Source organism: Arthrobacter sp. S39 (genome assembly GCF_004320525.1).
Taxonomy (GTDB): Bacteria; Actinomycetota; Actinomycetes; order Actinomycetales; family Micrococcaceae; genus Arthrobacter.
In genome coordinates, this window is sequence record NZ_SIHX01000012.1 from 82118 (window position 1) to 101515 (window position 19398).

Annotated in this window: 18 protein-coding genes; 13 read left to right on the plus strand and 5 right to left on the minus strand. The window is 66.5% G+C overall.

Annotated elements, in window-relative coordinates; all coding sequences use genetic code 11:
* The first annotated feature begins 116 nt into the window (after positions 1–116).
* The 4 genes from EYS21_RS19685 to EYS21_RS19700 all read left to right on the plus strand — a co-directional run bounded on the left by EYS21_RS19685 (position 117) and on the right by EYS21_RS19700 (position 4988).
* A complete protein-coding gene (locus EYS21_RS19685; RefSeq protein WP_131134925.1) occupies positions 117–464 on the plus strand; it encodes a molybdopterin oxidoreductase in 348 nt (115 codons plus the stop codon).
* Complete coding sequence (gene nirB, locus EYS21_RS19690) at positions 464–2980, plus strand: nitrite reductase large subunit NirB (protein WP_131134926.1); 2517 nt, start codon at positions 464–466, stop codon at positions 2978–2980. The genes EYS21_RS19685 and nirB overlap by 1 nt, the downstream gene beginning before the upstream one ends.
* Positions 2977–3321 carry a Rieske (2Fe-2S) protein gene (locus EYS21_RS19695; RefSeq protein ID WP_242633523.1) on the plus strand — a complete coding sequence of 115 codons (345 nt, stop codon included), beginning with the start codon at positions 2977–2979 and terminating at the stop codon, positions 3319–3321. Before nirB ends, EYS21_RS19695 begins: the two co-directional genes overlap by 4 nt.
* Positions 3322–3527: 206 nt before the next feature.
* On the plus strand, positions 3528–4988 hold the full coding sequence (locus EYS21_RS19700; protein ID WP_131134927.1) for an amino acid permease: 1461 nt from the start codon (positions 3528–3530) through the stop codon (positions 4986–4988).
* Positions 4989–5169: 181 nt separating this feature from the next.
* Here EYS21_RS19700 and EYS21_RS19705 read toward each other — a convergent pair whose 3' ends face one another.
* On the minus strand, positions 5170–5895 hold the full coding sequence (locus tag EYS21_RS19705; protein ID WP_131134928.1) for a dienelactone hydrolase family protein: 726 nt from the start codon (positions 5893–5895) through the stop codon (positions 5170–5172).
* Between the two features lie 100 nt (positions 5896–5995).
* The gene (locus EYS21_RS19710; protein WP_131134929.1) at positions 5996–6172 is read right to left on the minus strand and encodes a CsbD family protein; all 177 of its coding nucleotides are present in this window, start codon (positions 6170–6172) and stop codon (positions 5996–5998) included.
* 132 nt (positions 6173–6304) lie between these two features.
* On the opposite strand from EYS21_RS19710, the gene EYS21_RS19715 reads away from it, so the two are divergent.
* From EYS21_RS19715 to EYS21_RS19740, 6 genes are all read left to right on the plus strand, one after another.
* Complete coding sequence (locus tag EYS21_RS19715) at positions 6305–6763, plus strand: SRPBCC family protein (protein ID WP_131134930.1); 459 nt, start codon at positions 6305–6307, stop codon at positions 6761–6763.
* Positions 6763–7425, plus strand: a complete 663-nt coding sequence (locus EYS21_RS19720; protein WP_131134931.1) for a pentapeptide repeat-containing protein — start codon at positions 6763–6765, stop codon at positions 7423–7425. The genes EYS21_RS19715 and EYS21_RS19720 overlap by 1 nt, the downstream gene beginning before the upstream one ends.
* A 196-nt stretch (positions 7426–7621) precedes the next feature.
* A complete protein-coding gene (locus tag EYS21_RS19725; RefSeq protein ID WP_131134932.1) occupies positions 7622–8851 on the plus strand; it encodes a thiolase family protein in 1230 nt (409 codons plus the stop codon).
* Positions 8851–9636, plus strand: coding sequence for an enoyl-CoA hydratase/isomerase family protein (locus EYS21_RS19730; RefSeq protein WP_131134933.1), 786 nt, complete (start codon positions 8851–8853; stop codon positions 9634–9636). The genes EYS21_RS19725 and EYS21_RS19730 overlap by 1 nt, the downstream gene beginning before the upstream one ends.
* 2 nt (positions 9637–9638) lie before the next feature.
* Positions 9639–10499, plus strand: coding sequence for a 3-hydroxyacyl-CoA dehydrogenase family protein (locus tag EYS21_RS19735; RefSeq protein WP_131134934.1), 861 nt, complete (start codon positions 9639–9641; stop codon positions 10497–10499).
* 9 nt (positions 10500–10508) lie between these two features.
* Positions 10509–11117 (plus strand): GNAT family protein, encoded by a 609-nt coding sequence (locus EYS21_RS19740; RefSeq protein ID WP_131134935.1) that lies wholly within the window; start codon positions 10509–10511, stop codon positions 11115–11117.
* Positions 11118–11164: 47 nt separating this feature from the next.
* On the opposite strand, the gene EYS21_RS19745 is transcribed toward EYS21_RS19740, so the two are convergent.
* The gene (locus EYS21_RS19745) at positions 11165–12079 is read right to left on the minus strand and encodes an SGNH/GDSL hydrolase family protein (protein ID WP_131134936.1); all 915 of its coding nucleotides are present in this window, start codon (positions 12077–12079) and stop codon (positions 11165–11167) included.
* 155 nt (positions 12080–12234) lie between these two features.
* Here EYS21_RS19745 and EYS21_RS19750 point away from each other — a divergent pair, with 155 nt between their 5' ends.
* Positions 12235–12954 carry a tyrosine-protein phosphatase gene (locus tag EYS21_RS19750; RefSeq protein WP_131134937.1) on the plus strand — a complete coding sequence of 240 codons (720 nt, stop codon included), beginning with the start codon at positions 12235–12237 and terminating at the stop codon, positions 12952–12954.
* Positions 12951–14954, plus strand: coding sequence for a S1 family peptidase (locus EYS21_RS19755; protein WP_131134938.1), 2004 nt, complete (start codon positions 12951–12953; stop codon positions 14952–14954). The genes EYS21_RS19750 and EYS21_RS19755 overlap by 4 nt, the downstream gene beginning before the upstream one ends.
* Before the next feature lie 35 nt (positions 14955–14989).
* Here EYS21_RS19755 and EYS21_RS19760 read toward each other — a convergent pair whose 3' ends face one another.
* Positions 14990–15517, minus strand: coding sequence for a PaaI family thioesterase (locus EYS21_RS19760; protein WP_242633524.1), 528 nt, complete (start codon positions 15515–15517; stop codon positions 14990–14992).
* Between the two features lie 138 nt (positions 15518–15655).
* Between EYS21_RS19760 and paaZ the strand changes: the two genes are divergently transcribed.
* Positions 15656–17764, plus strand: coding sequence for a phenylacetic acid degradation bifunctional protein PaaZ (paaZ, locus tag EYS21_RS19765; protein WP_131134939.1), 2109 nt, complete (start codon positions 15656–15658; stop codon positions 17762–17764).
* Between the two features lie 26 nt (positions 17765–17790).
* On the opposite strand, the gene EYS21_RS19770 is transcribed toward paaZ, so the two are convergent.
* Positions 17791–19149, minus strand: coding sequence for a glycosyltransferase family 87 protein (locus EYS21_RS19770; protein ID WP_131134956.1), 1359 nt, complete (start codon positions 19147–19149; stop codon positions 17791–17793).
* Positions 19150–19398 lie beyond the last annotated feature (249 nt).

Sequence of the window (19398 nt, forward strand, 5' to 3'; positions counted from 1 at the left end):
CCAGGGAAACGGTGAGGTTTGCGTTAAAGGAAAGTTACGCAGCGACCGGCAGGCGGAAACATCGGCGGCGGAAGATAGGCCCATACAGTCTTCCCGCCGGCCGAAAGGATCTGTCCGTGATCGCCAAGAACCTTTTCCTGCAGGGCATCTTCCCGTTTGAGGGCACCGGGCTGGAGAAACCCGTCCCGATCCACAGCGAACTCTCGCACTACGTCCCGGACGGAGTGATCAACCAGGCCCTGTATTTCCGCGGCGGCAACTCCAGCACTGAACTGATCACGGTGGTCCTGATGCGGAACGGCGTGCCCATGCGCTATTTCCCGATCGGCGCCAAGAGCGATGTCCACGTGCCGCTGCGGGTGGTGGAGGACATCGAAGGCGGCTCGGTGGTGGAACTCTATCTCGCCGCCCCGGACGGTATTGGGGGATCCGTGGTGGTGGACCTGGGCATGGTGGAGCACTGATGACCAGCGTGCTGGACCGGCCTCAGGGCAGGCACGCGGGCGCCGCTCCGCGCCGCCGGCTGGTGGTGATCGGCAACGGGATGGCGGGCGCCCGGGCGGTGGAGGAGATCCTCGCCCGGGGCGGCGCGGACCAGTTCACCATCACCATGTTCGGCGACGAGCCCTACGGCAACTACAACCGGATCATGCTCAGCCACGTCCTCTCCGGCGAGGAAAGCGACGCCGACATCTTCCTGAACGCCCTGTCCTGGTACCGCGAAAACAGCATCACGCTGCACGCCGGCGTCCGTGTCGACCGGATCGACAAGGCCACCAAGCACGTCTTCTCCAACGACGGCAGGGTGACGCCGTACGACACCCTCATCATCGCCACGGGAAGCCGCTCCCACATGCCGCCGATGGACGGCCTCTACACGCCGGGCGGGTCCGTGAAACATGGCGTGTTCGGGTTCCGCACCATCGATGACACGCGCAAAATGGTCCAGCACGCCCAGCAGGAACACCACCGGCGTGCTGTGGTGATCGGCGGCGGCCTGCTGGGCCTCGAGGCGGCGTACGGACTGAAAAGCCACGGCATCGAGGTGGAGGTGGTCCACTCGGGCGGGCACCTCATGAATGCGCAGATGGGGCCCGACGGCGGCGCGGTGCTGCGCAGGAGCGTGGAGGCCCTGGGCATCCGCGTGCATACCTCCAGCCGCACCACCGCTGTCCTCGGCACGGACAGGGTCAGCGGCGTGAGCCTCCGCGACCGGGACGACATCGCCTGCGACATGGTGGTGGTGGCCGCCGGGATCCGGCCCAACGTGGACCTGGCCGTAGTGAGCGGACTCCCGGTGGAACGCGCCATTGTGGTGGATGACCGGCTGCGCGTCCAGGACGAGGACGACATCTATGCCGTGGGGGAGTGCGTCCAGCACCGGGGCGAGGTCTACGGCCTGGTGGCGCCGCTGTGGGAACAGGCCGTGGTGCTGGCCAACCACGTGACCGGCGCCGATACGTCGTCCGCCTACCTTGGCTCCCGGACGGCCACCAAGCTGAAGGTCGCCGGCGTCGAGGTGGCGTCCATGGGGCTGCACGGCCCCGAACTCGATACCGACGAGCACATCGTCTTCTCCGAACCCAGCCGCGGCGTCTTCAAATCCATCGTGGTCCGCGACAACAAAATGGTGGGTGCCACGCTCCTGGGCGACAGCCGGAAAGTGGCCTACCTGACCCAGGCCTACGACCGCGGGCTGCCGCTGCCGGAGGAGCGGATCGCGCTGATGTTCGACGTCGGCGGGCCGGGTGAGGACGTGGGCGTGGCCGAGCTCGACGACGGCGCCCAGGTCTGCAACTGCAACGGCGTTTCGAAGGGGGCGCTCGTGGCCGCCGTGAAGGGCGGCTGCACCACTGTTTCCGGAGCCATGGACGCCACCCGGGCCGGCAAGGGCTGCGGTTCCTGCAAGCTCCTGGTCAAACAGGTGGTGGAATGGGCTGCCGACGGCGCGGTGGAGGAGGACCCGGCCGCCAGCTACTATGTGCCCGGGATCCCGCTGGACAAGCCGGCGCTGATGGCTGCCATCCGGAAACAGGGCCTGCGTTCCGTGTCCCAGGTGTTTGCTGCCCTGGCTCCGGGCTCCGCCGAGGACGCCAAATCCAAGATGGGCCTGGCATCACTGCTGAAGATGATGCTCGCGGACCGGTACATCGATGAACGCGACGCCCGCTTCATCAATGACCGCGTCCATGCCAACATCCAGCGCGACGGCACTTTCTCCGTGGTCCCGCAGATGAAGGGCGGCGTCACCAGCGTGCAGCAGCTGCGCCGCATCGCCGACGTCGCCGAGAAGCACAACGTGCCGCTGATTAAGCTGACCGGCGGGCAGCGGATCGACCTCCTGGGGATCCCCAAGGAGGACCTCCCGCAGGTCTGGGCCGACCTGGACATGCCCTCCGGGTACGCCTACGGCAAGAGCTTCCGCACCGTGAAGACCTGCGTGGGCAAGGACTTCTGCCGCTATGGCACGGGTGACTCCACCAAGCTGGGCATCGAGATCGAGTCCCGGTTCCAGGGGATTGAGTCGCCGGCCAAGCTGAAGCTGGCCGTGTCCGGGTGCCCGCGGAACTGCGCCGAATCGCTGGTCAAGGACGTGGGCGTAGTGGCCGTGGAGGGCGGCCGCTGGGAACTCTACGTCGGGGGAGCGGCAGGCGCCCACATCCGCAAGGGCGACCTGCTGGCCACCGTGGACGACCCCGAGGAGGTGAAGGCCCTGACCGGCCGCTTTATGCAGTACTACCGTGAGAACGCCAACTGGCTGGAACGGACCTACTCCTTTGTGCCGCGGGTGGGGATCGAGCACCTCCGCGCGGTCATCGTTGAGGATTCCGAAGGGCTCGCGGCAACGCTGGACGCGGCCATGCAGGCGTCCGTGGACAGCTACGTGGACCCGTGGAGTGAACGCGACGACCCACTCACGCCGGGCCAGTTCCGGACGTCCCTGCCGCTCACCGTCCTGCCCCAGGTGCCGGTCCGATGAGCGCCGATCCGATGAACGCGCATTCGATCACCAGCCACATCCTGGGACCGGTGGCACAGATCCCGTTCGGTGAGGGGCGGGCCTTCGGGGTGGACGGCGAGCAGGTGGCGGTCTTCCGGCTGCGGGACGGGACCCTCCGCGCCTTGTCCGCGGTCTGCCCGCACAAGGGCGGCCCCATCGCGGACGGAACCATCGACCGGGAAGTAGTGATGTGCCCGCTGCACCAGCACGCGTTCAGCCTGGAAACCGGCTGCTCCAGCACCGGGGCCGAACCTTTGCGCACATACCGCGTCCAGGAGGATGCCGAACAGAACATTGTTCTGCAAAGTCCCGGAATGTGAGCCAATAGTTTGGCTTAACCCGCGCTGGGTGTAGCCCGCGTCACTTGCTGTGGTTCGAATCTTGTAGGATGGGTAGGCCGCGCGAACCTTCGACGTACTGAGACTTTCCATACAGAAAATTCCTTCAAACATCACGAAGCCGAATTTTCGGGATGAAAGTCCGCTGCCAAGGGTGCCGGCCAATCCCCTACCCACAAGGAATTGTTGTGCCTCAAAGTACCCCCACAGAACTCGTGAGTCCCACGGCGCAATCCGCCGTCGTCGACTCCACCCTCAGCGCCGAGGGCTACAAAAAATCTCTGAGCGGCCGCCAGGTGACCATGATTGCCATGGGTGGAGCCATCGGAGTCGGCCTCTTTATGGGTGCCGGCGGGCGGCTGGCCTCCACGGGCCCGGCCCTGATTTTCTCCTACGCCATTGCCGGCGTCATCGCCTACCTGCTGATGCGGGCCCTGGGCGAGCTGATCATGTACCGCCAGACGTCGGGTTCCTTCGTGAGCTACGCGGGCGAGATGTTCGGCAAAAAGGGCGCGTACCTGTCCGGCTGGATGTACTTCATCAACTGGGCCATGACCGGCATTGCCGAGCTCATCGCGATCGGGCTGTACTTCCAGTTCTTCTTCCCCAACGTGCCCGTTGAACTTTCGGCCATCGCAGCGCTGTTGCTGCTCGTGGGCGTCAACCTCCTGAGCGTCAAGGCGTTCGGCGAATTCGAGTTCTGGGCCTCCTGCCTCAAGGTCGGCGCCATCATGATCTTCCTGGCCGTGGGCACCTTCATGGTGGTCACCAACGCCCAGGTGGGCGAGGGCCACGCCTCGGTGAACAACCTCTTCGCAGCCGAAGGCGGCATGTTCCCCAAGGGCGCGCTGGTGATGATCCTGGTCCTGAACGCCGTGATCTTCGCCTACAACGGCATTGAGCTCGTGGGCATCACGGCCGGCGAAATGCAGGATCCCGCCAAGGAAGTTCCCAAGGCGATCCGCGCCGTCGTCTTCCGCATCGTGGTGTTCTACGTCGGTTCCGTGACCCTTCTGGCCATGCTGCTGCCCTCGGACCAGTACGTGGCCGGCACCTCGCCGTTCGTCACCGTGTTCGGCCAGATGGGCCTCGGCTGGATGGGCGACGTCATGAACATGATCGTCATTACCGCCGCGCTGTCGTCCTGCAACTCGGGCCTTTACTCGATCGGCCGGATCTTCCGGACCATGGCCAACAACGGACACGCTCCCGAGTGGCTGACCCGGATGTCCAAGAGCCACGTGCCGTACGCCGCCATCCTGGCCATCGGTGCCGTCTACCTCGTCGGCATCCTGCTGAACATCTGGCTCGGCGGCTCGCACGCCTTCGACCTCGCGCTCAACTCCGCGTCGATCGGCGTGATCTTCACCTGGGGCGCCATCTTCGCCAGCCAGATCGCGCTGCGCAAGAAGAAGGGCAAGGTCTCCTCCCTGCCCGCGCCCGGCGGCACCTGGAGCAGCTGGGCCGGCCTGGTTGCGTTGCTGGCCATCACGGTGCTGATCGGCTTCGACACCATGACCAGCAAGTCCGGCGAGGTCTTCCACCTCGGCCTCTGGACCCTGGCCACCATCCCGTTCTTCGCGCTGGTCCTGTGGCTGGGCTGGCAGAAGGTCCGGAACAACGAGCCCAAGAACGAGCTCTTCAGCTAAGGCTTTTCAACTCAAGCAGTACGACGTCGGCGGGTCACCCTCTCAAGGGCGGCCCGCCGTCGTCGTTCTCCCCGGGAGGAGCGCGAACGTACAGTTGCGGCCCTTGGGGAGGCGCGAACGTACAGTTGGGCCTCTCCGCGCAGGGCCTCAAGTGTACGTTCGCGCCGAGTCCTTGAGGTGCCTAGTCCTTCAGGTACTGGGCGAAGTGGTCCTCGATCCGCTGCCACGCCTCTGGCGTGGACTCCGGGTCCGGGCCGATGCCCATGACCCGCATCAGCGGCCGGAGCACCGCGGGGCCGAGGTCGGCGTCGTTGAGGAACGCGTGGCCGGCGGCGGGGAATTCCTTGACGCTGTGCGGGATACCCAGGTTGGTCAGGGCCGTCTCGAGCTTGCCTGCCGCACCCTTGAGCGTTGTGTCCCTGCCGCCGAAATTGGCCACGATGGGGCAGGCGCCGCGGAGCGATTCCTCAAGGTTGGAAGGCAGCCGGCCGTAGTTCACGGAGGCCGCGTCGAAGCCGTCGCGGGCCACCAGCAGCGCGAATCCGCCGCCCATGCAGAACCCGATCACGCCGGTTTTGCCGTTGGACAGCGGCGAATTGGCCAGCCATTTCCTGGCCGTGGACAGGTCCGTGAAGGGGCGCCCGCTTCCCCTGAGCATGCTCCGCATGGTGCTGACCAGGCAGCGGCGGGTGGCGCCGTCGCTGAAAAGGTCCAGCGCCAGTGTCAGGTAGCCGGCGCGGGCCAGCCGGTCCGCGTGCCGCCGGGTCATGTCGTTCAGCCCGAACGCCTCGTGGATCATCACGACGGCGGGGAACGGGCCGGTGCCGGACGGCGTGGCGAGGTAGCCGCCCAGGGAAAGGGAGCCGCCGGCCGCCGTGCTCTCGGGGCTCAGATCAACGTGCGTCATGGGCTAAGGGTAGCCGCGGGGCAAAAAAAGAGCGGCGGCGGATCCCCCATGGGATTCCGCCGTCGCCCGTCTGTGGCTGCTCCGGGGAGCAGCGCGGGGACTAGTCGCGTTTGAACTCGTCCTTGATGTCTTCTCCGACCTTCTTGGCGTTGGCCTTGACCTGGTCCTTCTGGCCTTCAGCCCGGAGGCGGTCGTTGTCCGTGGCGTTTCCGGCCGCTTCCTTGGCCTTGCCGCCCAAATCTTCTGCTTCGTTACTGATCTTGTCTCCGAGGCCCATGATGGTGCCGCCTTTCGTTCCGGTGGATCAAACAATGCCTTTTCACCATAACACGAAGCATGCTTACTATTTCAAGTCCCCGGGATACCCCATTATCTGTTGATTGTCGTTGCCCCGGACTAGGCTCGAACCATGGATCACAGCACCAGCCTCACCCAGCACATCCACGCCTCGCCGGAAAAGGTCTGGTCCGTCATCTCGGACATTCCAGGTTCGGCAGCCACCCTGTCCGGCATTGATTCCATCCAGATGCTCAGCGAGGGCCCGTACGGCGAAGGTACCCGCTGGAAGGAAACCCGCACCATGATGGGCAGGTCGGAAACAGTCGAAATGTGGGTGGCCCAGACTGACCCGCCGCGCAGCACCACGGTCAAGGCCCTCCAGGGCGGGGCCGACTACACCTCCCGCTTTAGCCTGGCCGAGCGCGACGGCGGCACGGACCTGACGCTGACCTTCGGCGCCGACGTCATCAAGCCCACGGCACTCAGCAAGATCACCATGGCCCTGTTCGGAAAGATCGGCATGAGCATGACGCGCAAGGCGCTGGCCAAGGACCTGGCGGAAATCGCGGCCAAAGCGGAATCGCTCTAGTGGCGGCAAAGGCACTCAAGGTCACCGGACCCCGGCTCTCGCCCGTCCGACTGGAGGATCTCACGGACGATCCTGCGCCGGATTTCCAGCGGGGAGAACGGTACGACGGCGTCCGGTACAGCCGTGCGGCCGCCGACGGTCTCGAGCTCAGCGGCGCCGACTTCGCCGAGTGCGAGTTCCAGGGCGTCTCCTTCAACGACGCCCAGCTGCGTGGCGCTACGTTCCGCGACTGCATCCTGGCCGAGCTCTACGCCCCCGTGTTCACCGCGGCCCGCTCCACCTGGCGCGACGTCCAGCTCGAGAATCCCCGGCTCGGTTCCGCCGAACTGTATGAAAGCGGCTGGCAGTCCGTGCGGATCGACGGCGGAAAACTGGACTTCCTCAACCTCCGCGGCGCCAAGCTGACCGATGTGCTCATCAGTGACTGCATCATCAACGAGCTGGACCTCGGCTCCGCGGCCGCTACAAGGGTGACGCTGAAGAACTGCACTATCGGCACCCTGGACCTCACCGGCGCCAGGCTGAAGGACTTCGACCTCCGCGGCACCGATTTCCGGACCATCAGCGGCCTGGGCAGCCTCGCCGGTGTGGTCATCGACGACTACCAGCTCAGCCTCCTCGCCCCGCTCCTGGCTGCCCATCTCGGCGTCGTGGTTCTCTAGCGTCACTCGAGAGGAGCGCGAACCTACAGTTGAGGCGCCCTCGCGAGGGGCCTCAACTGTACGTTCGCGCCAAGGGTGGGTCTTGGTGCCCCTTGCGCGTGCAGTGTAGTCTTTACAGAACGAACGGTCGGTAAGTGGATTGGTTCCCTTGGCCGCCGACGATGACAGTGCCGTTTATCGCGTGAAGGGTGTTTCCATGGCGTCAGCTACCGCAGGACCGCAGGCTTTCCTTGTTGGCGGTGTCCGCACCCCGGTGGGGCGCTACGGCGGGGCGCTGTCCGCCGTCCGCCCCGATGACCTGGCCGCGCTGGTGATCCGGGAGTTGGTGGCCCGGACCGGGCTTGATCCGGACAGCATCGATGAGGTCATCCTGGGCAACGCCAACGGCGCCGGCGAGGAAAACCGGAACGTGGCCCGGATGGCCACCCTGCTGGCCGGACTTCCCCTCCACATCCCCGGGATCACCGTGAACAGGCTCTGCGCATCAGGCCTGAGCGCCATTATCCAGGCCAGCCAGATGATCAAATCCGGCGCCGCGGACATCGTGATCGCCGGCGGCGTGGAGTCCATGAGCCGCGCGCCCTGGGTCCAGGAGAAGCCATCCGCCGCGTATGCGAAGCCCGGCCAGATCTTCGACACCTCCATCGGCTGGCGCTTCGTCAACCCGCTCTTCCAGAAAGGCGGCCTCGCCCGGGACGGGAAGATGACCTACTCGATGCCGGAGACCGCCGAAGAAGTGGCGCGCGTTGACGGCATCACCCGTGAGGACGCCGACGCCTTCGCCGTCCGCTCCCACGAACGCTCCCTCGCCGCCATCGCCGCAGGCCGTTTCACGGACGAAATCGTCCCCGTGACGGTCAAATCCCGCAAGTCCGAAACCGTGGTGGACACCGATGAAGGCCCCCGCGCCGGCACCACCCTCGACGTGCTCGCCGGACTCCGCCCGGTAGTGGCCGGCGGTTCAGTGGTCACAGCAGGCAACTCCTCCACCCTCAACGACGGCGCCTCGGCCATCATTGTCGCGTCCGAAGCCGCCATCGAACGGCTGGGCCTGATACCCCGCGCCCGCATCATTGACGGCGCCTCCGCCGGCTGCGAACCCGAAATCATGGGCATCGGTCCCGTCCCCGCCACGCAGAAGATCCTCAAGAGGAGCGGCCTCAGCGTCGGTGACCTGGCCGCCGTCGAGCTTAATGAAGCCTTTGCCACGCAGTCACTGGCCAGCATGCGCCGGCTAGGGCTGGACCCGGAGATCGTGAATAACGACGGCGGCGCCATCAGTCTCGGGCACCCGCTGGGTTCCAGCGGGTCGCGGATTGCCATCACGCTGCTGGGACGGATGGAGCGCGAGGACGCCAGGATCGGCCTCGCCACCATGTGCATCGGCGTGGGCCAGGGCACCGCGATGCTGCTGGAGCGCGTCTAATGGCCGCCCTGGACCTCGCGAACGAACACTTCAGCACCCTCCTGGTCGAGGAGCGGGACGACCGCGTGGTGGTGCTCCTAAACCGCCCGGAGGTCCGCAACGCCATCGACCAGCAGATGGTGGACGAACTGCACATCGTCTGCGCCGCTCTGGAACAGAATCCCAAAGTCCTGATCATCGCCGGCGTGGACGGGGTCTTCGCGTCCGGGGCGGACATCGCCCAGCTGCGCGAGCGGCGCCGGGACGACGCCCTGCAGGGCATCAACTCCACGATCTTCGTCCGGATCGCCAAGCTGCCCATGCCGGTCATTGCCGCGCTGGACGGCTACTGCCTGGGCGGCGGCGCCGAGCTCGCCTACGCCGCCGACTTCCGGATCGGAACACCCAGCGTCCGGATCGGCAACCCCGAAACCGGCCTCGGCATCCTCGCCGCTGCCGGGGCCAGCTGGCGCCTGAAGGAACTCGTGGGCGAGCCGCTCGCCAAGCAGATCCTGCTCTCCGGCCTGGTGCTCCGGGCCGAAGACGCCCTTGCCGCCAGCCTCATCACGGAAATCCACGAAGCTCCGGAACTGATGGACGCCGCCCACAACCTGGCGGACAGGATCGGCCGCCAGGACCCGCTGGCGGTGCGGATCACCAAGTCCGTGTTCCATGCCCCGGCCGAGGCGCACCCGCTGATCGACCAGCTGGCGCAGGGGATCCTCTTTGAATCCCAGGCAAAATTCGACCGCATGCAGGCTTTCCTCGATAAGAAAACCGGCGACAAGAAGACAGAGAAGAAATAGACATGGCCACTTCGAACCTTCCTTCCACCGTCGGCGTCCTCGGCGGCGGCCGCATGGGCGCAGGAATCGCCCACGCCTTCCTGATCAACGGCGCCAACGTCCTGGTGGTGGAACGCGATGAAGCGTCCGCCGAAGCTGCCCGGGAACGGGTGGAATCCGCGGCCGCCAAGAGCATCGAACGCGGAGCCGTCGACGGCAACCTCGATGAGATGGCGTCGCGGCTCACGGTCACGGTGGACTACGACGACTTCAAGGACCGCCAACTGGTGGTCGAGGCCGTGCCCGAGGACTGGGACCTGAAAGTCACCTCACTCCGCGGCATCGAGGAACGGCTCGCTGAGGATGCTTTCCTGGCGTCCAACACCTCCTCCCTGTCCGTCAACGGGCTGGCCCGCGAACTGAAGCGGCCGCAGAACTTCCTCGGCCTGCATTTCTTCAACCCCGTCCCCGCGTCCACGCTCATCGAGGTCGTCCTCGGCGAAAAGACGTCCACGGACCTGGCTGCCGCCGCGAAAAGGTGGGTCGAGGCACTCGGCAAGACCGCCGTCGTCGTAAATGACGCGCCAGGCTTTGCCTCATCACGGCTGGGCGTAGCCATCGCGCTGGAGGCCATGCGCATGGTGGAGGAGGGTGTGGCGTCCGCGGAGGACATCGACGCCGCCATGGTGCTGGGTTACAAACACCCCACCGGCCCGCTGAAGACCACCGACATTGTGGGCCTGGACGTGCGGCTGGGCATCGCCGAGTACCTGCATTCGACGCTGGGGGAGCGGTTCGCGCCGCCGCAGATCCTCAAGGACAAGGTGGCCCGCGGCGAGCTGGGACGGAAGACCGGCAAGGGATTTTTCGACTGGGCTGAGTAGGATTTCCGGGTGACCCTCTTTGAACCCATCACCCTGACTGGCCGGCACGTCATCCTGGAGCCCCTGAGTCAGTCTCACCATGACGGCTTGGTGGAGGCCGCCAGGGACGGTGAGCTGTGGAACCTCTGGTACACGTCGGTGCCTGCGCCGGAGGGGATGGCGGCGGAGATCGACCGCCGGCTGGCCCTGCAGGAGCAGGGGGCCATGCAGCCGTTCACCACGCGGCTGATCGATCCTGCCACCGGAGGCCCGGGCAGGATTATCGGGATGACCACGTACATGAATATCGACGCCGGCACACCCCGCGTGGAGATCGGCTCCACCTGGAACGCGGCGTCAGTGCAGGGCACCGGCACCAACGCGGATTCCAAGCTGCTGCTGTTGCGGCACGCGTTCGAGACCCTGGGCTGCCCGGCGGTCGAGTTCCGGACGCACTGGCTCAACCACCAGTCACGCGAAGCCATTGCCCGCCTGGGTGCGAAACAGGACGGCGTGCTCCGCAACCACTCGCGGACTGCGGACGGGGTGCTGCGCGATACCGTGGTGTTCTCCATCCTGGAGCACGAGTGGCCCATGGTCCGGAACGGTCTGGAGTACAGGCTGGCCAAGCGCCGGTAAGACCGGCGCTTGGCCAGGTGGGTATCGTAAGTTGCCGCGGTGCTCTGTTAAGGCCGGGCCAACTGCTTAAGATTCACTGATGCGAGTAGGGCCTCGGCGTATTGAGCATGGCCGGCTTGGTTCGGGTGGAAGTTTCGGGGTTCGAATGGATCCACCTGGGAAAGGAAAAGCCACGGGCTGAGTGTGTTGACTTCATGGCCTGCAAACCTTGCCGTGACGTCGACAAACTGGACCTGCGCCCCGTACAAGGTATTTGCCTCTGCAGCGGCCGATGCAATGGTGGTATTCAGTCCCACGGTTCCCGCGTTAATAAGCTCCTGCCTGTCCACCGGAATTACTGCAAATCCGGCGGTATTGAACAGCTTTGCGTAGCCAAGAACCACTATCCTGGCACGGGGAGCTTCCCTGTGAATGGCAGCGAAGGCCTCAATAAGGTTTGCGCGAACCTGTGGCAGAGCCAGCTGAGACGCCACAACGGCTCCGCTGCAATCATCGGGGCTGCCCGCGATGCATTTGAACAGAACATTGCTCACGCCGGCATCATTGGCGCCCGCCGTCATGCTGACCAGTTCGGTGTCCTTCGAGAGCTTGCCCCCCAAGGTCAGTTGGGCTATTTGATCCTCGACGCTGGTGACCCCGTCCAATGTCGGGTCTGCAAGAAGCGCCCCGTGACATGCCGCGTTTTTCACCAGAACAACAGGGGCGGCCAAGTCCACTTTGTCGACATAACCATTGGCAGTCTGAGTGCAGGGCAGCGTTGGCACGAAGGGGCCAGTCGCCGTCGTGCCAATGGTGTCCGCCCCAGTCCCCGCCGAGTACGAATCCCCCACCGCGACGTAATCGACATCGCGCGGCGGCGGCGCTGCGCCCGCCGGCATGGCCGTGAAGCCGAGTGCCATGGCCAGGGTGGCAAGGCCGGCTGCAAAAGCCGGGCGCCGCCGTCGTCCTGTTGGAAGTGTCATTGTGTTCCCCTAAGTTGATCAGAGCGCGGGTGAGGTAAGTGCCACGGTACGCCTGCCCCGAGCGGCGGTCACGGCCTGGAACTACCCTAATTTTTCGGGCGACACTACCTATTCGTGCGCGTGCAGCGTTCACCGGCGTGTGGTTAGCTGTCCGGATGGAGAAACCTGGCGGACCCTTGGACTGGGACGGGGCCGTAAATGGCTGGCACGTAGCCGGCAGCGTCTACCGGATGGGCCGGCGCGAATGGCTCACGGCGGCGGGCTGGCGGAACGCGTTCGACGACGGCATCCGCACCGTGGTGGACCTCCGCAACTCCCGTGAAGCCCGGCGCCGGGACACCGATCCTGCCGTGCCGGATGCAGCGTGGTCCGGCGTAGCGATCGTGTCCGCACCCACCGAAGAGCCCGACAACCCGCGGTTCACTGCCCTGTGCGGGCCGTACCTGAACGACCCCGCCCACTATGTCCACAACGTCAGGCTGTTTCCGGATCACATCGTCGGCGTTTTCCGCGCCATCGCCGAGGCCGCGCCCGCCGGCGGTGTGGTGGTCCACTGCGCAGCGGGCCGGGACCGCAGCGGCATGGTGGCCGCCATGCTGCAGGACCTGGCTGGCGATTCGGACGCGCAGATCGCCAACGGGTACGTGCAGGCCGCCCGCGGCATCAACGAGCGCTACCGCACCCACGGGCCGCCGCACGACCGCGAACGCTACGTCGGGCAAGCCGAACTGGCACCGCTGCTCGAGGAACGTGGCCGGGCCGTGGTGATCTTCGTCCGGGACCTGGACACAGAGGGTTTCCTGTTGGGGCACGGCCTCACCGATACTGAGCTCCACGCTGTCCGGTCCGTTCTCGGCGTCACGGTGGCTCAATGAAATCTGGACCATATCTGGGGGCTGGTTTGAAGCGGATTCTGACAATTGGTGCGGCGGCAGGCCTGATGCTGGGTTCGGCGCTGGCGGCTGGCCCGGCGTCGGCGGAAACGGCGGTTGCCCCGACGGCGGGCGACGGACTCGATGCCGACGCGCCCGCTACGTCGGGCGTCAGCGACGCCGGCCTGGCGGAAGCAGTGTCCCGCGACCTTGGCCTGACGCCCGAGGAGTTCAATGCCGCGGGTGAGCTTGGCCGGCAGGCTGCGGCGGCCGCCGAGGCGCTCAGCGGCGTCCCCGGCTACACCGGCACGCGCCTGCAGGATGGCCGCATCCTGGTCAGCGGCTCGGGGCCGGAGCTGGAGGCACGGGTGGCGGAGCTCGCCGCCTCGACTCCCTCATTGACCCTTGAGCCGCCAGCTCCGGAGGCCGCTGACGGGACGCCCGGGACCGAGCTGGCCGTCAGCGAGCAGCAGCTTTTCCAGGCCTACGTCCGGGAAGTGGGACCCCAGGGCCTGCAGGCCGTGGCCTACTCCGACGGGAAATTTGTCATCCGCGCCGGCGGCACGAACGCCGCCGAATCGACCACCGGCAGGATGGTCCCCGGCAAGGGTTCCCCGGCGGCGGCAGAGAAGGTGTCCGCCGAGGACTTTGTGGCCCGGTTTGCCAACGTCAAGCTCGACGCCGGCACGGACCTTGCGCCGGAAGCTGACCTGGTGGGCGGCCAGGGCTACTTCGCCGACACCGGGGAAATCTGCTCCACCGGGTTCTCTGCGTTCGACCCTGCCGGCTTGCCGTCGGTCCTCACCGCAGGACACTGCTCGGACGACGGCGCCGCGGAGCAGGCCAGCCTGGAATTTCCGGCCTGGACAGCTGCCGGGCCGTTGGGCACCTTCGGGTTCAGCCAGTTCGGCGGCCCCGGCAACACCAGCATCGTGGGGGACGAGGACAACCCCGCCAACGTGGGGACAGACGTGGCCGTGATCGGCTCCATAGCGGCAGGACTCGAACCGCAGCCCGTCGCCAGCACCTGGAACGATCCATCCCAGACTGGCCCGGACGTTAAGATCATCGGCACCGCTGCCCCTGTGGAGGGACAGCCGGTATGCCGCTCCGGACGGACCTCCGCATGGTCCTGCGGCACCATCGACGAAGTGGGCATCTACGTGGTCCAGGGCCGCTCCGGCAATCCCGCGGACCTGAGGGCCTTCAGCGGGTTCCTGTCGTTCGCGGTCCAGTCCAGCGGCGGCGACTCCGGCGGCCCCTGGCTTAGCGGCAACTACGCGGTGGGCATCCACGCCGCGGGGGAGGGCGCCGGCGCCCCGGTGAACTTTGCGGTGGCCGCCACACTGGACGATGCCCTGGCGGTCCTGCCCGGGTACCAGCTGGAACTCTTCCTCAACAAGCCCACGGTGACGTCTCCCACACCCGGCGGGACCTTCGAACCCGGGCAAACCATCGGCGGGACCGTGCCCGCTGCCCCCGCCTCCGCCGTCGCTGCCGGGTCAACGGTCCGGATCACCTTGACCGGTCAGGCACCTTTCGCGGTGCCCATGGACAGTGCGGGGAACTGGCAGTTCACCGCGCCTGAAGCCGCCCCCGGTGCTGCCTCCGGCGCGCTCAGCTTCACCGCCGAAACGGTCAACGGATTCAGCGCCTCAGGGGCCAGCGCCTTCGAGTTCGCGCCGGCCGGAGCGGGCACCCCGGACCCGCAGCCGCCCGTCGCCGAACCGGCGCCGCAACCTCCGGTAGCCGTGCCTGATCCCATCCCTCCAGCGGCTGCAGCACCCCTGACACCCAGCACGGTCGCCCCGGCAGGTGCCGCGACCGTCGTCGAACCTCCGGCTGCCAACCCAGGGAGCATCAACCCTGCGGGCACCAGGCTGGCGAACACCGGAGCCGACGGGCTGCTGACCGCAGCCGGCGCAGCGTTGGCGGCCATCGCCGTCGGCGGTGTCCTGATGGTGCTGGTCCGGCGCCGGAAGAAGCGCACCCCCCGCCCCTAGGACGCTCGTTACCTCAAGGATTCGGGCGACGCTCGTTACTTGTCGCCATGGATCTGGCGGCGCCCCCGCACGTTTTCGGGGGCAAGCGACGGCAGATCGGCTGAGCGGGGTGCGCGGCTGCTTTTCCGGTCCAGCAGCAGGTTGGTGATGCGCATGGTGCAGAGCCGTTGGCCGGCGTCGTTGGTGATCAGGACTTCGTGCGTGGTCAGCGTGCCGCCGAGGTGGATGGGCGTGGCGGTGATGGTGATCTGGCCGCCGCGCGCGGAGCGGTGGTGCGTGGCGGAGACGTCCACGCCCACGGCGGTCTTGCCCATGGTGCTCGCATGGATGACCGCGGCCCATGACCCCACAGCCTCGCCGACCGCCAGGGACGCGCCGCCGTGCAGCAGGCCGAACGACTGCCTGTTGCCCTCCACCGGCATCGTGGCCACCACGCGCTGCACGGATTCCTCCACGATCCTGACGCCCATCTTCTCGTCGAGTTCACCGAGGGTGATCTTCCAGAGTGCGGCGTCAGTGACGTCCGGGGCTGACTCGGGGCTGTCCTGCGATGGGGCGGTCATGGCTCTCCTTCGTGGCAATGCTGGAAGTTCTAGTGTGCAGCACGGAACATTCATGTACTGTAGGTATATTACCGAACGTACGGTCAGTAATGTCATGGCCGATAATGTTTGTCCCCGTGTTGGAAGGACCCGTCAACGATGACCACCACTGCAACAGCTGAACCCACAGTCGACACCGTCGAGACCGTCCCCAGTTTTGTGCAGGACTCCTGGTGGACTCCCGACGCCGGTTCGGCAGCAACCGCCGTCCCCGTCCGGGATGCGAGCACCGGCGAAGTCCTGGCCAAGGTGAGCACCGACGGACTGGACCTCGCCGCCGTCGTGGATTACGGCCGCACCACCGGCCAGGTGGAACTGGGCAAGCTGACCTTCCACCAGCGCGCACTCAAGCTCAAGGAACTCGCGCAGTACCTGAACGCGCGCCGCGAACACTTCTACACGTTCTCGGCCCAGACCGGCGCCACCAAGATCGACTCGATGATCGACATCGACGGCGGCATCGGCGTCCTGTTCACCTTCGGCTCCAAGGGCCGGCGCGAACTGCCCAATTCGCAGGTGGTGGTGGACGGTCCCATGGAGGTGCTGTCGAAGGACGGCTCGTTCGTTGGCGAGCACATCTACACCCGCATCCCGGGCGTGGCCGTGCAGATCAACGCGTTCAACTTCCCCGTCTGGGGCATGCTGGAGAAACTCGCGCCGGCCTTCATCGCCGGGGTCCCCACCATCGTCAAGCCCGCCACCCCCACCGGGTACGTGGCCGCGGCCGTGGTGAAGGCGATCATCGAATCCAACATCCTGCCCAAGGGCTCGCTGCAGCTGATCTCCGGCTCCGTCCGGGGCCTCATGGACGTGCTGGACTACCGCGACCTCGTGGCCTTCACCGGGTCCGCAGCGACGGCGCTGTCGCTGAAATCGCACCCCAACGTGGTGAAGGGCGGCGTCCGGTTCACCTCCGAGACGGACTCCCTCAACGCCGCCATCCTCGGCCCCGACGCCGTCGAAGGCACGCCGGAGTTCGACGCCTTCATCAAGTCCGTGGTCACCGAAATGACCGTCAAGGCCGGGCAGAAGTGCACCTCGATCCGCCGGACCATCGTCCCGCAGGAGCTGGTGCCGGCAGTTTCGGCCGCGATCGGCAAGCGCATCGAGGAGCGTGTGGTCCTGGGCGACCCGCGCGCCGAAGGCGTCACCATGGGCGCCCTGGCGTCCCTGGAGCAGCTCGCTGACGTCCGGGCCGCAGTGCAGTCCATGCTCGACGCCGGCGGCGAGCTGGCGTACGGAACGCTCGATTCGCCGTCGGTCACCTCCGCCGACGGAACCACCGGCGTGGTGGAGGGCGGCGCATTTATGTCGCCGGTCCTGCTGAGCTGGGACAACCCGGAAACGGAGGCGATCCACTCGCTGGAGGCCTTCGGTCCTGTCACCTCGGTGATCGGGTACACGGACCTGGCCGACGCGGTCCGCCTCGCCGCCCGCGGCGGCGGCTCGCTGGTGGCCTCGGTCTGCACCAACGATCCCGCGGTGGCGCAGGAACTCGTCATGGGCATCGCGGCCCACCACGGCCGCGTCCTGATGCTCAACCGCGAGGATGCGCGTTCGTCCACCGGGCACGGGTCGCCGGTGCCGCACCTGGTCCACGGCGGCCCCGGCCGGGCGGGCGGGGGCGAGGAACTGGGCGGCATCCGCTCGGTGATGCACCACATGCAGCGCACCGCCATCCAGGGCTCGCCGAACATGCTCACCGCCGTCACGGGCGTCTGGCACACGGGCGCCGACCGGAACTTCACTGTGGATTCAGAGGGGGCGCACCCGTTCCGGAAGGCGCTGGCTTCGTTGCGGATCGGTGACGCCGTCCGGTCCGACCTGCGACAGGTCACCCTGGAGGACATCACCGCGTTCGCCAACTCCACCGGAGACACCTTCTACGCGCACACCAACCAGGAAGCCGCGGCGGCCAACCCGTTCTTCCCCGGCATCGTGGCGCACGGCTACCTGCTGCTGGCCTGGGGTGCAGGCCTGTTCGTGGAGCCCGCTCCGGGCCCCGTCCTGGCCAACTACGGCCTGGAAAACCTGCGCTTCATCACACCCGTGGCCGCCGGGGACTCCATCCGGGTGACCCTGACGGCGAAGAAGATCACCCCGCGCGAGACCGACGAGTACGGCGAGGTGGCCTGGGACGCCGTCCTGACCAACCAGAACGACGACATCGTGGCAACCTACGACGTCCTCACCCTCGTGGAGAAGTAAGTCCCCCCGCCCCCAGGGGACGCTCGTTACTTCCTGCGGGTTTTTCCCGGACGCTCTATCACTTCACGCTGCTCCCTCCCGGGGTTCCCCTCGGAGGGGAGCGCCGGGTGGGCGGGAACGCCTTTCCCCAAGGCATAAAGCCGCCGCACTGACCAGCACAGCAGCACCACCAGCAGGAGATTGCGGAAGGTCAGCACCAGGACCGCAAGGGGATGGTTGTTGCTGAGCGGGTTGAAGAGCACCGGGAAGACGAAAAAGGTGGCGACGGCGATGACCATCACCATGGCGGCCGGAACGCGCCATTCTTTCCAGCTGTAGGCCAGCCCCACGGCGACGGCGGGACCCAGCCACAGCACGAACTGCGGTGAGCCCACCTTGTTGAACACGACGAAGGCAGTGGCCAGGGTCAGCGAACCCACGAGCAGCAGCTCCGTCCGGTCAGCGCCGCCCCTTTGCTTGCCGTTGTGCAGGGCCCAGAAAATCAGGCCGGCCACTGTGAAAGCTGCCAGGAGAAGCAACGGTTGCATCAGGACGGACATGACTTCGGTCCCCGGGCCGTCCACCTGCATGGAGCCGATCCCCACGTTCAGATAGGTCCGCGAACCTTCGACGCCCAGCACTGAAAGCCACACCCACGGCGTGCTGAAGGTGGCTTCAAGCTGCATGCCGCGGTCGCCCTGCAGCGTCAGGAAATTCAGCAGCTTGGGGAGCCAGTCCATCACGACGGCGAGTCCCACCGCCAGTGCGGTGACCGCGATCCCGGCCGCGACCAGCCGCACCCGGTGCCTGCTCACCGCAAACAACGACAGCAGTACCGCGGCCGGCCAGACCTTGATCCAGGTGCCCACGCTGAGGAGCACAGCGGCGACGAACGGTGCCGACACACCAAACGCGAGGGCAATGAGGACGATCGGGGCCGTTACGCCGTCAACCCGTGAGAACCCCACGAAGCCCAGCACCGAGGCGAACAGCAGCCACCACCACGCTGCCCGGATCGCTTGCTGCTCGCGTCCCCACCTGGTCAGCTTGGCCAGGGCCAGTCCGTTGAGCAGGGTGACCATCAGGACCCACCCGGTGAAGTAGAACTGGGATCCGACGACCCCGGCCAACGCCATGGGCACTACGGCCAGGATGGGATACACCGATGCGCTGGGTCCGCCGGTGGGATTCTCGCTGCTGAATCCGGAAATCATCCAGTCGCGGTAAATGGCAGTATCGCCGAGTGCTGCCCCCCGCAACGAGAAGGCCAGGGAAAAAGCGAGGAAGGCCAGGTGGATGACCAGGTAGCCCCAGAGCAGGCCAGCGCGCGAATTCAATGCCCTTTCCCACCGTGCCGGGACCACCCGGGACCGGAGTCGGGAGAGTTTGCTGAAGATCAGATCAATGGAGATGGGACTACCTCGAAACTGGCATGCTGGCTGTGCTGGGCATACTGGCCAGTTTCTCACGAACCGACGGCCGCACGTCGTGCAGGGAGTACGGGAGGGTTCCCAAATAAGCGACGGGGAGTGAGAGTGTCCCTATGTTTTTCGTCAAGCTGCTGTGGGTGTTTTGCTTGGTAGAGGGTGCCGTCGCGGAGCATGGCGAAGAGGGTGTCGCAGCGTCGTCGTGCGAGAGCGATGAGGGCTTGGTTG

Excerpts from the sequence above, each read along its gene's own strand:
- nirB (WP_131134926.1), top strand. The coding sequence starts at position 464 with ATGACCAGCGTGCTGGACCGGCCTCAGGGCAGGCACGCGGGCGCCGCT.
- EYS21_RS19695 (WP_242633523.1), top strand. The coding sequence starts at position 2,977 with ATGAGCGCCGATCCGATGAACGCGCATTCGATCACCAGCCACATCCTG.
- EYS21_RS19705 (WP_131134928.1), bottom strand. The coding sequence starts at position 5,895 with ATGACGCACGTTGATCTGAGCCCCGAGAGCACGGCGGCCGGCGGCTCC.
- EYS21_RS19710 (WP_131134929.1), bottom strand. The coding sequence starts at position 6,172 with ATGGGCCTCGGAGACAAGATCAGTAACGAAGCAGAAGATTTGGGCGGC.
- EYS21_RS19715 (WP_131134930.1), top strand. The coding sequence starts at position 6,305 with ATGGATCACAGCACCAGCCTCACCCAGCACATCCACGCCTCGCCGGAA.
- EYS21_RS19725 (WP_131134932.1), top strand. The coding sequence starts at position 7,622 with ATGGCGTCAGCTACCGCAGGACCGCAGGCTTTCCTTGTTGGCGGTGTC.
- EYS21_RS19730 (WP_131134933.1), top strand. The coding sequence starts at position 8,851 with ATGGCCGCCCTGGACCTCGCGAACGAACACTTCAGCACCCTCCTGGTC.
- EYS21_RS19735 (WP_131134934.1), top strand. The coding sequence starts at position 9,639 with ATGGCCACTTCGAACCTTCCTTCCACCGTCGGCGTCCTCGGCGGCGGC.
- EYS21_RS19745 (WP_131134936.1), bottom strand. The coding sequence starts at position 12,079 with ATGACACTTCCAACAGGACGACGGCGGCGCCCGGCTTTTGCAGCCGGC.
- EYS21_RS19750 (WP_131134937.1), top strand. The coding sequence starts at position 12,235 with ATGGAGAAACCTGGCGGACCCTTGGACTGGGACGGGGCCGTAAATGGC.
- EYS21_RS19755 (WP_131134938.1), top strand. The coding sequence starts at position 12,951 with ATGAAATCTGGACCATATCTGGGGGCTGGTTTGAAGCGGATTCTGACA.
- EYS21_RS19760 (WP_242633524.1), bottom strand. The coding sequence starts at position 15,517 with ATGACCGCCCCATCGCAGGACAGCCCCGAGTCAGCCCCGGACGTCACT.
- paaZ (WP_131134939.1), top strand. The coding sequence starts at position 15,656 with ATGACCACCACTGCAACAGCTGAACCCACAGTCGACACCGTCGAGACC.